Annotated in this window: 8 protein-coding genes and 1 pseudogene; all 9 read left to right on the forward strand. The window is 52.1% G+C overall.

Translation table 11 applies throughout. From position 1 onward, the window contains the following. Window positions 1-14 precede the first annotated feature (14 nt). The 9 genes and pseudogenes from ACERY3_RS15220 to ACERY3_RS15260 all read left to right on the forward strand — a co-directional run bounded on the left by ACERY3_RS15220 (window position 15) and on the right by ACERY3_RS15260 (window position 14,692). On the forward strand, window positions 15-1,244 hold the full coding sequence (locus tag ACERY3_RS15220) for a DUF6361 family protein (RefSeq protein WP_373225936.1): 1,230 nt from the start codon (window positions 15-17) through the stop codon (window positions 1,242-1,244). Then, on the forward strand, window positions 1,238-3,034 hold the full coding sequence (locus ACERY3_RS15225) for a phospholipase D family protein (RefSeq protein ID WP_373225937.1): 1,797 nt from the start codon (window positions 1,238-1,240) through the stop codon (window positions 3,032-3,034). The genes ACERY3_RS15220 and ACERY3_RS15225 overlap by 7 nt, the downstream gene beginning before the upstream one ends. Next, window positions 3,024-6,173, forward strand: a complete 3,150-nt coding sequence (locus ACERY3_RS15230; RefSeq protein ID WP_373225938.1) for a helicase-related protein — start codon at window positions 3,024-3,026, stop codon at window positions 6,171-6,173. Before ACERY3_RS15225 ends, ACERY3_RS15230 begins: the two co-directional genes overlap by 11 nt. Continuing rightward, window positions 6,170-6,914: pseudogene (locus ACERY3_RS15235) on the forward strand (IS5 family transposase). The gene ACERY3_RS15230 and the pseudogene ACERY3_RS15235 overlap by 4 nt, the downstream one beginning before the upstream one ends. 195 nt (window positions 6,915-7,109) lie before the next feature. Next, the gene (locus ACERY3_RS15240; protein WP_367075461.1) at window positions 7,110-8,024 is read left to right on the forward strand and encodes a WYL domain-containing protein; all 915 of its coding nucleotides are present in this window, start codon (window positions 7,110-7,112) and stop codon (window positions 8,022-8,024) included. Between the two features lie 6 nt (window positions 8,025-8,030). Continuing rightward, window positions 8,031-9,587, forward strand: coding sequence for a class I SAM-dependent DNA methyltransferase (locus ACERY3_RS15245; RefSeq protein ID WP_256543154.1), 1,557 nt, complete (start codon window positions 8,031-8,033; stop codon window positions 9,585-9,587). Next, window positions 9,577-10,815 carry a restriction endonuclease subunit S gene (locus tag ACERY3_RS15250; protein WP_367075458.1) on the forward strand — a complete coding sequence of 413 codons (1,239 nt, stop codon included), beginning with the start codon at window positions 9,577-9,579 and terminating at the stop codon, window positions 10,813-10,815. The genes ACERY3_RS15245 and ACERY3_RS15250 overlap by 11 nt, the downstream gene beginning before the upstream one ends. Next, window positions 10,812-11,558, forward strand: a complete 747-nt coding sequence (locus ACERY3_RS15255; protein ID WP_264252993.1) for an abortive infection family protein — start codon at window positions 10,812-10,814, stop codon at window positions 11,556-11,558. Before ACERY3_RS15250 ends, ACERY3_RS15255 begins: the two co-directional genes overlap by 4 nt. Then, the gene (locus tag ACERY3_RS15260) at window positions 11,558-14,692 is read left to right on the forward strand and encodes a type I restriction endonuclease subunit R (protein WP_367075456.1); all 3,135 of its coding nucleotides are present in this window, start codon (window positions 11,558-11,560) and stop codon (window positions 14,690-14,692) included. Before ACERY3_RS15255 ends, ACERY3_RS15260 begins: the two co-directional genes overlap by 1 nt. Window positions 14,693-14,711 lie beyond the last annotated feature (19 nt).

Raw genomic sequence — 14,711 nt, forward strand, 5'->3', positions numbered from 1 at the left:
CCAAGGAAACAGGTATGGCATCCGCCTTAGGTTGGCTTGATCACGATGCAGACGCACAGGCCAAAACGTTAGATCTTCTTGCTCGCTTTCAGCAAAAAGAGAGCCGAGATGAGTTGGGCATTGGCACTATCAGAGACAGTTTTGCTGAACAACTATTTCCTGGCACCAGCACCATTCAGACACGTTTACGCTATATGCTTTTTGTTCCGTGGATGTATCAACGCCTCGAAAATAAACGCATACCCGCCGCAAACTTTGGTACCCAAGCCGATCGTGACGAACGAGCCTTAATTATCCCCCTCTCCCAGCTCGAAGAAGATTCGGCCGGTACATTTGGTAAAAACTCACGCGAAAAGCTTAAACGTCTGCCCAGTTCCGTTTACTGGTCCGGGCTACGTCGCTGGGGTATTCGCGAGATCCTATGGTCGCAGGAAGAATATCATCGGCGTGTTGATGAACTTTATCGCTCGCGCACGGAATTCAATGAGCAGAAATATCAAGAAAAAAATCGTGGTGATATGGGCGACACCAGCTTGTTCAAACCAGCCCAAAGCTGGCACTCCAGCCTGCCTGTACCACCGCCAAACTTTCCTGATGAGATAACGTTTGCACTAACACGCCAGGAAGCCAGCTTTCTTCGCGACCGCATTCAATTGTCATGCAAAGGCAGCTTGTTGGCCTGGCTGGCGCTGCATAGCGAACCGGCAGACATTAGTTCTCCATGGGAACACCCAGATTATGCGGGGTTCCCAGATGAACTCAAAGAAATGCTAACTCACGCGCGGCTTTTTTCTTATGCAATGCATGGCGCAGCCCTGCTTTATAACTATTTACTAGCCAAAGAACGTTCAGATAACAACCTTCTGTCTCAATACAATGATAACTTCGTCAACTGGTTTACTGCTCGCCCATGCCAAGAAATAGGTACCTGGTCACTTGATCGCATGTGGGAACTCACCGCCAAACCAGGCTATAGCATTAGCCTGAAAACCCGCCGCTTTGTGGAGCAGTGGATTGCTCTTATCCGACAGTCCCCTGAGACATTACTCACCAGTAAAGAAGCGTGTGCTCTAATTCGTACCCGTGAAATGTCCCTCAAAGGTCCACGCTCGCGTTTTAAAAACAGACGCGCCCTTGAACTATGGAGTGGCAATGCCGGAACCCTACGGCTGGTCTACCGCTGGCATAACGTCCAGATAATACTTAACGATCTGGCGCAGGGTCTCAGGAGAGAAGAATGCTAAATCCCAGCAATCGCAGCTTATATACTTCGGCACTGACCTCTCCACCCGGTATGGTGTTTGACGAAGCCATCGCCACCAGCTTCTCACTCGACCCAGCATTTCTACTGCAAGCACCGGTCTATTTGGCGTTCACAGCGACTGATAGCAATCGCGCTCAGGATCCGCTGTCCATTTTTGAAGCCATTCGTCGTTATTCCGAACGTATCACGGTGTACGTCCAAAAAGGGCGTATTCAGGTCCCCGCAAAGCTCAAGCCCAACCCTTTGTTCGGCTTGCTTGAAGATATGATTGTTGAATCAAAAGCCAAAGGTCGCGGGGTCTTTCACCCCAAAATCTGGGCGATTCGTTTTATCAGCCCTGAAACGGACGAAGTGATGTATCGGTTGGTAGTACTGAGCCGAAATTTAACTACCGATTCGTCCTGGGATCTCTCCTTGCAGCTGGACGGCCACACCGTAAAACGTAAGCAAAGTGCCAATAAAGCGCTGGTGCATTTATTCTCCGTGCTGCCCAAACGGGCGACGGGAAAAATGGCGAAACATCGCCGGGCGCAAGCGCAACGCTTTGCAGATGAACTGCTGTACGTTGAGTGGGAATGTCCCGGTGGCTTTGATGAGGTCGCGTTTTTCCTGCCCGGCGAAGGTTACGACTGGCATCCACCCGAAGCGGATCGCGCGGTGGTTATCTCACCGTTTTGCACCGACGAGGCACTGCAACACATCGTGAAGTATTGCCAGCAAGCCGATGCGCTAATTTCGCGCCCGGACACTCTTCTTGCCTTAAGTGAAGATACTCGTAACCTTTTCACGCGTCAGCTTCACCTTGACGATGCCGCCGAAGAGCAGGCATCCGACGAGAGCACCCTTGATGAAATTATTGCCTCCGGCCTACATGCTAAAGCGTATCTGTTTGAAAAGGGCAGAGATAGCGAGCTAGTATTGGGCTCAGCAAACGCTACCAGTGCCGCGCTATTGGAAAAAACGAACTGCGAAATTTTAGTCTCGCTCAAGGGTAAGAAAAAGCGCACGGGTACCATTGATGATCTTCTAAGCAGTGGCGGGATGGAAAGCTATTTGCAAGATTTTGACCCTGCCCAGCCGTTTGAGCCAGATGCCATGCGTATAGAAGCCGAATGCCACCTTGAAAAGGCTCGGGCGTTGCTCGCTGATACCGCATTGACTCTTCATTGTCATCCTGGTGAAAACGACCAGAGCTGGTCCTTGTGGCTTGTCGGTGAAATTCCTGAGCTACCAGGTATTGTTAAGGCTACTGCATGGCCCGTGACGGTATCCGATGGGTTTGGCTGCAACCTGCTGGCCCCAGCAGATGGGAATAAAAGATCACTCGGTGAGTTTTCAGTCCAAGCTATTAGCAGGCTGACAGCGTTTTCGCTTAAAACATCGCATTCGGATGTATCTGTCAGATTCGTCCTCAATCTGTCGATTGACGCTTTGCCACCTGATCGCCACGCAATGATTTTACAAAGCAGCATGCAGAAACAGGATTTTCTGCGTTATCTATCGATGTTGATAGGCGAGACGGGACAGCAGGCCTTCTTTGACGAAAGTGCCTTTGGTAATGGCAATTTCTTTACAGGGCTTGCCAATGGGGAAGATTTTGCTGTTCTGGAAGAGCTAACACGTATCTATAGCCGTGATCCCAAACGTTTAAACGATATCTCCGCGCTGATAAGCAATATGCGCAAAGGGCAAAGCGATATGATTCCGCAAGATTTTCTTACCCTATGGGCCGTATTTGAATCAGCGATGAGAGGACGAAATGACCGATAAGTCCCCCTGTATTATCGCCCCACTAACGGGATTGAAAGATTTTCAGCAACGCACTGTGAATTATGTTTTTCAGAAATTTTACGGTGATAGACAGCAAAATCGCTTTTTGGTAGCCGATGAAGTAGGTCTGGGAAAAACGATGGTTGCTCGGGGCATCATCGCCAAAGCCATTGAACATTTGCAGGATAAAGTCGACCGTATCGACATTATTTATATCTGTTCAAATGCGGCCATCGCAGCGCAGAATATCAAGCGCCTAAATGTCAGCAATGAAACGCAGTTTTCGCACTCGACGCGACTGACATTCCTGCCAAAACAGGTACGGTCTCTTCGCAAAAACAGAATTAATTTTATCAGCCTGACGCCGAACACAGCCCTCGATCACACCCGCAGTCGTGGAGGTCATAAAGAAGAGCGCGCGATCCTGTATCGAATTTTGTACGATTTGCCGCTGGCTAAAGGCGATCGTCGCGAACGTTTACGTCTGGGCATGCTTAACCTTCTCCAGGCCGCAGCAGGTCGGTCTGGCTGGCATTCTACGGTTGACCAGCTTTCTGTCGACGATATTGACAGGGAACTGGCAAAAGATTTTCGTTGCAAGGTATTGGACGATGCCGAACTTTACGCCCAGCTTAAAGAAGGGTGTGAATGTTTTGCCGATGACGACGAGGACAGTGAGCTTCACGATACTGAACTGCGTTACGCCCTGATCGGCAAACTCAGAAGCAAGCTGGCTTCCGTGTGCTTATCGGCGCTGGCACCCGATCTGGTTATCCTTGATGAGTTTCAGCGGTTTAAAGCCTTACTCGACGGGGACGATGAAGCCGCACTGCTGGCCAAAGCGCTCTTTGAGCAGCCCGATGTTCGCGTGCTCTTGCTCTCAGCGACCCCGTATAAAATGTTCACCCTCGATCAGGAAAGCGAAGAAGATAACCACTACGCCGACTTTATCCGCACATTGCAGTTTTTGTATAACGATGACAGTCAAATCAAAGATATTCAGCAGTACTTGCTCGATCACCGTACCGCACTGCACGCCTCAGAAAACGCAGCGGAGACAAAAAAAACACTGGAGCACGCTTTATTACAGGTCATGTGCCGTACCGAGCGGGTAATGATGACACAAAAACTGGATGCGATGACGAAAGAAGTCTCACAACCAGCCATGATTACGCCCGCCGATCTTTATCACGCGGCGGCGGTTGATGGCGTCGCCGTGGAAGTACAAGCTCGCAATGTCCTAGAATATTGGAAATCGATGCCTTATCTTTTCAATTTCCTGAAACATTACGAATTACGTACCCGTATGGATAAGGCACTGGAATCGCCTTCAGATGCATTGCGTAAACTCGTCAAATCAGCAAAACCACTGTTGCTGACGAAGGCAAAACTGGAGCGCTACCAGCCGCTTGATGCCGCCAACCCACGTATGCGGATGCTGTTTGAAGACACGCTGGATAAAGGCATGTGGCAGCTTTTGTGGATGCCTCCTTCGCTGCCTTATATGACACCAGACGGGGTATATGCCAACAAAGGCAACCTAACCAAAACGCTGGTTTTTTCCGGCTGGAGTGCAGTACCCAATGCGATTGCCACAGTCTGCTCTTATGAAGCCGAACGACGCATGATTGGCGCCGATCCCCAAATTCTGCACAGCCAGCTCAAGAAAAAAGTCAAACCGCTGCTCAACTTTGCAAAATCATCAAAAGATGGCCGTCTCACCGGTATGCCCGTTATCGCCTGGATGTTGCCGTCACCGACACTCGCCCGCCATATCGATCCGCTTGAAATTGCCCGCCAGCATGCGGGCGAGCCGCTGAGTGTGAAGGCCATAAGAACGATTGTAACGACGAAATGCGAAGCATTGCTTGAAACACTAGGTAAGGGCGAGCCGGGAGTACGTGCGGATGAACGCTGGTACTGGGCAGCTCCGGCGTTACTGGATGCCCGTACCGAAACACCAGACTGGTGGCAAGGTGAACATCACAGGTATATCGGAACGACCCAAAATGAGCCTGCCGAAAACTTCCAGGAACATATCGACCTGTTTGCTCGGATGGCAAAGGGTGAAATCTCCCTCGGCCCGCGTCCTGAAGATCTGGTAGACGTTCTTTGTGACTTCGCGCTTGCCAGCCCCGGTACATGCGCACTACGCGCGCTCAGCCGTATCGACACAGGCCTGGCAACCGATTCGGCTGAGATGTTGTCCGCTGCAGCGCAGATCGCCTCTGGATTTCGTTCGCTCTACAATCTGGCCGAGAGCATTTCGCTGCTACGCGGCACAGGAGATGACACTTACTGGCGGCTGACACTTCGTTATGGCATCGATGGCAACATTCAGGCCATGCTTGATGAGTATGTTCATACGCTGCTGGAGTCGATGGGGTTGCAGCATGAACCCGCCGAAGCACAACTAGCGGCTATTGCATCCCGTATTCAGGCTGTGGTTTCACTGCGCACCACACAATTGAACGTTGATGAGCTCAAGACGAAAGGCGGTAATTATACTTGGAGCGATTTGTACACGCGGTGCCGCTTTGCCTTACGCTACGGCCAACTGCGGGACGACACGGATCAGGCCGTAGCGCATGCAGAGTCGGTTAAAGATGCGTTTAACTCCCCCTTTCACCCCTTTGTATTGGCTTCCACCTCAATCGGCCAAGAAGGACTCGATTTTCACACCTGGTGCCACGCGGTGATGCACTGGAATCTTCCGTCAAACCCAGTCGATATGGAGCAGCGCGAAGGACGAGTACACCGTTATAAGGGCCATGCGGTAAGAAAGAACATTGCCGAGCATTATGGTTTGAGTGCACTTCATTCGCTGGCAGAAAGTGCAGATCCATGGACACAGCTCTTCGCACTTGCGGCAAGTCAGCGTAAAGCGGGACAGTCGGAATTGATTCCCTACTGGATTTTTGAAGAAGGAACCTCTCGCGTCGAACGCCGGGTTCCCATACTGCCGTACAGCAAAGAGAGCATTAAGTTTAAGCGGCTCAAACGAGAACTTGCACTCTACCGTATTGTCTTCGGTCAGCCGCGCCAGGAAGATTTGCTGTTCGGCCTGAAACACAGTGGCGATGAGTCTTTAACGGATATGGCACAGTGGCTTATCTCTCTTGAACCACCAAAGGTATGAAGTTCCTCAGTGTAACTGACTTAATTCTTTACCTTATCCGAAATGCTATAACTCGGGATGTTAACCAGCCAGCCTACAAAAACGCGCTCAGGCAGCACAGTTCGCTGACGGTCTGGCTTGACGAGTCGACTGTGGATGCATGGACTGACAGCGCACAACCTGTAGGTCGTGGACGACCGCTACACTACACTGATATCCGTTCTGATGATGAAGCGCGTGTTTAACCTGTCGCTCCGGGCGTTACAGGGCTTTGTTGACTCGATTTTTAAACTGATCGGCTTGCCGCTTGTGCTGTCCGGACAACTCTCTGGTCAGCCGACGAGCAAAACCCGTCAATATCAGCATTAAAACGCCGACTCGGGGTGAAATCTCGCATCTGGTCATCGACTCTACCGATCTGAAGGTCTTTGGCGAAGGCTAATAGAAAGTTAAGCAACATGGGGCTGAAAGACGCAGGATGTGGCGCAAACTTCATCTGACCGCGGACAGTGCGATGCACGAGATTATCAGTGTCAGTTTATCGCTCAGCGGTACGACGGATGCGCAGGCACTGCCGGAGCTAAAGTCGCCTATCACCGGCGTTCAGTAGAGAAAACAGCGATGTTCCGCATCAAAACCCTGCTGAGTAGCCATCTGCGCCTGCGGGATTATGATGCGCAGGTGTGTGAAGCGATGGCAATGGTCAAAGCGCTTAACAGGATTACGTTGTTGGGTATGCCGCACATTGTCCGGATCGCATAACAGGTGTACCGGTTGGAGACATCCTGCCCGCTAACTCTGATTTATTCAACAAAGCCCAATTTAGTATTTAATTTACGAAATTATCAAACGTCTTGAAGATATACAAATCCCAGCGCATGATATCATCAATTTGATTACATTCTCGGTGTGGTATGAGTTACAGAAATAATCGTTCTTCTCTTTTGGTCTGCAAGCATGGTTAGCACGTCCTCTCAGCATGTCGAGGATTTAAGTCTTGCCCAACGCGAGCGACTTGCCTATATCGATTTCCGGCTTTACTTCTTCGGTGTGATTGGCCGTCCGGACCTAATCGAACGTTTCGGTGTGGCACCTGCGGGGGCTACACGCGATCTAGCGCTGTATAGGGATATCGCGCCACAGAACATCACTTTCGACGGTAGCCATAAGATTTACCGCATTGGGTTGGCCTTTTCCCCGTTGTTTAAGCACGCTTCACATCGCGTGCTATCGGCACTGGCTCTAGGCTTCGGTGATGGCATGAATGGTGAATTGCAGCCAATGTTACCTTGCGAATCACCCACCACTTTGAGCCCCCCCAAGATGGATGTGCTTGCTCCAATCTGCCGTGCAATCCATACCAAAAAACCAGTCATTATCCGTTACCACTCAATGAGCAGTGGTGAGTCCGAACGGGTCATCGTGCCATTAGCCTTAGTAGATACTGGCTTATGCTGGCACGTTCGTGCCTTTGATCGGAAAAGCAGCGAGTTCCGCGATTTCGTCCTTACACGTATCGAAGCACCGAGCTTGCTCAATGAGGAGGTGCAGGCCAATGAACAACCGGACAATGACATCCAATGGATGCGCATCCTCGAGCTGGAGTTCGTGCCGCACCCTCGCCTAGAACGCCCCGAGATCATCAAGATGGACTATGGGATGACCGACGGTTCGATCCGGCTATGTGTCCGCGCAGCAGTGGCGGGCTACATGCTGCTGCGCTGGTGCGTGGACTGCTCGCCTGACTACCGGCTCAATGAAGAACAGTACCGCCTGTGGCTCAGCGATCCGCTGGCGCTGTATGGCGTTGAGAACGCCAAGCTAGCTCCGGGCTATCAAATCCCAGCAACAAATATATTACACCAAGGATAAGAAACGATGGCACAGAAAGACACCGCCAAGAACGGCAACGGCGGCAACCTCGGCTTCGAGGCCGATCTTTTCAAGGCCGCCGACAAACTGCGTGGCAACATGGAACCGTCCGACTACAAACACGTCGCACTTGGACTCATCTTCCTGAAGTACATCTCTGACGCCTTCGAGGCTAAACACAATGCGCTACTGGCGGAAGATGCACAGGCTGCCGAGGACAAAGACGAATACCTCGCAGACAATGTGTTCTGGGTGCCAAAAGAGGCGCGCTGGTCGCATCTGCAGGCCAACGCCAAACTGCCCACCATCGGTACCTTGATTGATGACGCAATGCGAGCCATCGAGAAGGATAACGAGTCGCTCAAAGGCGTGCTGCCAAAGGATTACTCACGCCCGGCGCTCAACAAAGTAATGCTAGGGGAGCTGATTGACCTAATTTCCGGCATTGCACTCAATGAGGAAGGAGACCGTTCCAAAGACATACTCGGACGCGTGTACGAGTATTTTCTCAGCCAATTTGCCGGGGCTGAAGGCAAGCGTGGCGGCGAATTTTACACCCCGCGTTCGGTTGTTCGCGTTCTGGTTGAGATGATCGAACCCTACTCAGGTCGCGTCTACGATCCTTGCTGCGGTTCGGGCGGTATGTTCGTGCAATCAGAAAAGTTTGTGCATGAGCACGGCGGTCGAATTGGCGACATTGCGATTTACGGGCAAGAGTCGAACTATACCACTTGGCGACTGGCCAAGATGAACCTAGCGGTGCGCGGCATCGACTCCGACATCCGCTGGAACAACGAAGGCAGCTTCCACAAGGATGAACTGCGCGACCTCAAGGCCGATTACATCCTCGCCAACCCGCCGTTTAATATTTCAGACTGGGGCGGCGACCGCCTACGTGAAGACGTGCGCTGGAAATTCGGTGAGCCGCCTGTGGGCAATGCGAACTACGCGTGGCTACAGCATATTTACCACCACCTTGCGCCCAATGGCAAAGCTGGAGTCGTGCTGGCCAACGGCTCAATGAGCTCCAGCCAATCCAGTGAAGGTGATATCCGCAAGGCGATGCTAGAGGCCGACGCCGTGGATTGCATGGTAGCGCTGCCGGGACAGCTATTTTACTCCACACAAATCCCCGCTTGTCTGTGGTTCCTAACCCGAAACAAGAACCCCGGCAAGGGACTATGTGACCGGCGAGGTCAAGTACTGTTCATCGACGCCCGCAAGCTAGGCGTGCTGGTGGATCGCACCCGTCGCGAACTCACCGATGAAGAAGTTCAGAAGATCTCCGACACTTACCACGCCTGGCGTGGGGAAGAGGATGCGGGTGAGTATGCCGACATAGCGGGCTTCTGCAAGTCGGCATCGATGGACGAGATCCGCAAGCACGGCCATGTGCTGACGCCGGGGCGCTACGTCGGTGCTACGGAACAGGAAGATGATGACGAGCCCTTCGAAGAAAAGATGCTTAGGCTCTATGCGCAGTGGCGTGGATACCGTACCACTGCTGCCAAGCTTGATGCGGCGATTGAGGCCAACCTGAAGGAGCTTGGGTATGGAGAATGATTGGCGTTCATCCAATTGGGGGGATGAAGTTACTCTCGAATATGGAAAAGCAATTCGTGGCTATAGCCAATCCCACGGAAAATATCGTGTTTTTGGCTCGAATGGCCCAATTGGCTGGACATCCGCTGCGTTAACTCAAGGGCCAGGTGTTGTGCTCGGTCGGAAAGGTGCATATCGAGGTGTTGAGTTCTGTCGAGAACCATTCTGGGTTATTGATACCGCATATTATATTGTACCTAAGACCGATTTAGATATGCGCTGGCTTTACTACGCGGTGAAGCATTACAAACTCGGTGAAGTGGATGACGGCTCACCGATCCCTTCAACAACCCGTGCTGCTGTCTACATGCTTGAATTTAATGTTCCGCCAAAGCATGAGCAATGCGCGGTAGCCCAAATCCTGGGTACGCTCGACGACAGGATCGAACTCAATCGGCAGGCGAATGATACGCTAGAGGCGATGGCTCGCACCTTGTTCAAGGCATGGTTCGTGGACTTTGAGCCGGTACGGGCCAAAATGGAAGGTCGCTGGCAGCGCGGCCAATCTCTACCCAGCCTGCCCGCGTATCTCTACGACCTCTTCCCTGAGCGACTAGTTGAATCGAAGTTGGGTGAGATTCCGGAGGGAATGGAAATAACGTCACTGTCGGAATATTCTTCTCTGAATCCTGAGTCTTGGACAAAACGGACACGTCCTGAGCAGATTCAGTATGTCGATCTTTCAAAAACAAAGTGGGGGCGAATTGAAAGCGCTACGAGCTACGGAGCCAATGATGCACCGAGCCGAGCACAACGAATATTGCGCCCTCTGGATACGATTGTCGGCACCGTCCGTCCCGGAAATGGCTCCTATGCCTTGATCTCTGATGAAGGACTGACAGGTAGTACCGGGTTTGCTGTACTTAGACCACTACGGCATGAATGCTCCGAATTTGTTTATCTCGCCGCCACTTCTCGTGAAAATATCGAGAGGCTATCCAATTTGGCGGACGGTGGGGCATATCCAGCTGTCCGTCCAGAAATCGTATCTGCAACACCTGTTCTACGTGTTGGACAAGAACTAATCAATGCGTTCTCGCGACAAGTTAGCCCAATGTTTGCAGGAATGGCCGACAGTGAACGTACTTCACAGTCACTCGCTCAGCTTCGTGACACTTTGCTGCCCAAGCTCATCTCCGGCGAGATGCGTGTACAGGATGCTGAGCACATTGTCGGAGTGACAATATGACTTTAGATTGGTGTCCCGGTATTCGTGAGGCCTGCGGGCATTGGAGCGATGCACCTATGCTTCAGCATACTTTTGAAGCATTGCAGGCAAGCATTGAGAACGAGAGCGATGCTTCGATTGATGCTGCAAAGGGGCTTGTTGAGTGTGTTTGTCGGGTCATTGTTGAACAGCTCGACAACGCAACAGCGCCACTGAAGCCACGGGATGAAGCAACAATCACCCAATGGGTCACAGCGGCAACTCGGCTATTAAGACTTAGTGATATCCGTGATAGGCAATTCGCTGATCTGATAAAACACCATAACGGTTTGACGGAATCTCTCCGTTTGCTGAGAAATAATGCAGGGCCATTGAGCCACGGAAAAGACGGATTCATCGAAGCCCTAACAGTCTATCATCGTCGATCAGCAATTCTGGCGGCCGATACCGTCGTAGCTTTTCTGCACAAGGCCTATATGGATTTGCAGCTAGACCCGATCAAATCCCGCGAACCTTGGGAACGATTTGCAGAAGAAAATACACTGATCGACGAGCATGTGCGTCTGTCTATAGATACAGAGGACGGCGATTCGCCAACCTTACGTTTCCTGTTGCCAAGCGGTGATGAGCTGCCCATAAATATCGAAGTCAGCCGTTTGCTTTACCAACTGGATCGAGATGCCTACGTCGAAGCGTTGAACTCTGCGCGCGGAGTGGCTCAGGTTCTTACTGTGGTACCCGTCGAAGAAAAAGGAGAACCTTAATGGCTTTTTTGTCGGAGGCCGCTGTGGAGAGAGCGCTACTAGATCAGTTGCACTCGCTTTGTTACAGCATTGAGCGAGAGGAAAATATCGGTCCTGATGGACACAGACCTGAGCGCGATAGTCACGATGAGGTCATACTCAAGAAACGGTTCGAGGACGCTGTTGCGCGACTGAACCTTGGCCTACCATCAGAGGCGATCCAGGATGCTGTACGCCGCGTGATGCAGTCCGAACTACCATCTCTGCTCGAGGAAAACCGCCGCATTCATAGACTGATGACAGAAGGCGTGGATGTTGAGTACTACGCTGACGACGGCACGCTGACGGCTAGTAAGGTTGCGCTCATCAACTTCGAGAACCCAGAGCAGAACGACTGGTTGGTAGTGAGCCAGTTCGTGGTGATTAACGGACAGAACAAGCGGCGGCCTGATGTGGTGGTGTTCGTGAACGGCTTGCCGCTGGGTGTGATCGAACTGAAAGCACCTGGCAGCGCCGGAGCGCACTTGTTGGGGGCGTTCAACCAACTACAGACCTACAAGCAGAAGATTCCAGCTCTGTTCAATACCAACGCATTGTTGGTAACGTCGGACGGCATCATGGCCCGGGTGGGGTCTCTGTCGGCAGACCTTGAGCGCTTCATGCCTTGGCGCACCACCGACGGCATGAACGTTGCGCCGAAAGGCACGCCGGAGCTATCGACATTGATCGAAGGCGTCTTCGAACAGCGACGACTACTAGCCTTGCTGCGCGATTTCACGGTCTTTGGCGAAACTGGCTCGGGACTAGCTAAGATCATCGCGGGTTATCACCAATTTCACGCAGTACGGCACGCGGTCAACAGTACGGTGATAGCTTCCTCGCCAGAGGGTAATCAGCGAGCTGGAATCATTTGGCACACTCAAGGCTCCGGCAAAAGCCTGCTGATGGCATTCTACGCTGGACAACTCGTTAAGCATCCGGCGATGGCTAACCCAACACTAGTGGTACTGACCGACCGCAACGATCTCGACGACCAGCTCTTCTCAACTTTCTCAATGTGTCGCGATCTGATCCGACAGACCCCGGTGCAAGCAGAGAGCCGCGAAGATTTGCAGAAGGTTTTGAGCCGGGCATCAGGCGGCGTAATATTCACGACCTTGCAGAAGTTCGGCGAGATTGCAGGGCCGCTTACCACGCGCCGCAACGTTGTCGTCATCGCGGATGAAGCACATCGTAGCCAATATGGCTTCAAGGCCAAGGTGGACTTGAAGACCGGCGAACTTTCTTATGGCTTCGCAAAGTACATGCGCGATGCCCTGCCAAATGCATCCTTTATTGGTTTTACTGGAACACCCATCGAGGCAGGCGACGTCAACACCCCGGCAGTATTTGGCAACTATATAGATATCTACGACATTAGCAGGGCAGTCGAGGATGGCGCGACCGTGCCGATTTACTACGAATCCCGGCTGGCGCGCATCGAACTCGACGAGGACGAGAAGCCAAAGATCGACGCTGAGATCAACGAATTGACCGAGGAAGATTCCGAGGCAGACCAAGAGCGCTTAAAGAAGAAGTGGTCAGCGGTCGAATCTCTGGTGGGCAGCCAGAAACGCCTTGCTTTGGTGGCTAAAGACATGGTCGCCCACTTCGAGAACCGCGTTGCAGCGCTCGATGGCAAAGCAATGGTGGTGTGTATGAGCCGCCGTATCTGTGTCAATCTCTACGACGAGATCGTCAAGCTACGCCCAGACTGGCACAGCTCCGATGACAACGCGGGTGCGGTCAAGATTGTGATGACTGGCGCGGCAAGTGACCCGCAGGAATGGCAACAACACATCGGCAACAAGGCCCGACGGGATCTGCTGGCCAAGCGCGCCCGCGATCCCAAGGACCAACTCAAGATGGTGATCGTGCGTGATATGTGGTTGACTGGCTTTGACGCACCTTGCATGCACACTATGTACGTGGATAAGCAAATGCAAGGCCACGGATTGATGCAGGCAATTGCGCGCGTGAATCGAGTGTTTCGCGACAAGCCTGCAGGACTAATCGTCGATTACATCGGCATCGCACAGAACTTGAAGTCAGCCCTACAGCAATATTCCCAGAACGATCAGGAAAACACAGGCGTTGACGAAGCGCAGGCCATCTCGGTGATGATTGAGAAATACGAGGTCGTACGGGACATGTACCACGGTTACGACTACGCCTCCGCGATGGTAGGTACTCCACAAGAACGCCTTGCGATGATGGCAGGTGCCATAGAGTGGATTCTCGACCTGCAACAAAAGTTGGCGGCGAAAGAGAACACCAAAGAGGGTAAGAAGAATGCGCATCGTCGATACCAGGATGCAGTGTTAGCCTTGTCCAAAGCATTCGCTTTGGCATCAGCATCCGATGAGGCCCGAGAAATCCGGGAGGAAGTCGGTTTCTTCCAGGCAATACATGCCGCTCTAGTCAAAAGTAGTAATGGTTCAGGTGCGACGCAGCAAGAACGCGAATTGGCGATCCAACAGATCGTCAGTCGAGCTGTGGTCTCGACCGAGATCGTGGACATACTTGCTGCTGCGGGTATTAAGAGTCCAGATATTTCCATCCTCTCCGACGAGTTTCTCGCTGAAGTACAGCAGATGGAGAAGAAGAATCTTGCGTTGGAAGCCCTGCGTAAACTGCTCAATGATGGAATTCGCTCACGTAGCAAGGCCAACGTGGTACAGACCAAAGCTTTCTCGGAGCGACTGGAAGATTCGGTGGCACGCTACCACGCCAATGCTATCACCACTGCCGAAGTGCTGCAGGAACTAATCAAGCTGGCCAAGGACATCCGTGCGTCGCGCCAACGGGGTGAAGAGCAAGGTTTGTCTGAGGATGAGATTGCCTTCTACGACGCATTGGCTGACAACGAGGACGCCATTCAAGTTATGGGTGACGATAAACTGAAACTCATTGCTCATGAGTTGCTAATGAGCCTGCGTGAAAACGTGTCCGTTGACTGGGCTCATCGCGAGTCTGCACGCGCTCGGATGCGAGTGCTGGTGAAGCGTATTCTCCGTAAGTATGGTTATCCACCAGATCTTCAGGAAACAGCCGTACAAACAGTACTTCAACAGGCTGAAGCTTTGTCATCAGGGTGGTCGGTTTCACGTGGATGATCGGCCTTATATGGCAGTT

Source organism: Enterobacter cloacae complex sp. ESBL7 (genome assembly GCF_041679625.1).
GTDB lineage: Bacteria > Pseudomonadota > Gammaproteobacteria > Enterobacterales > Enterobacteriaceae > Enterobacter > Enterobacter asburiae_B.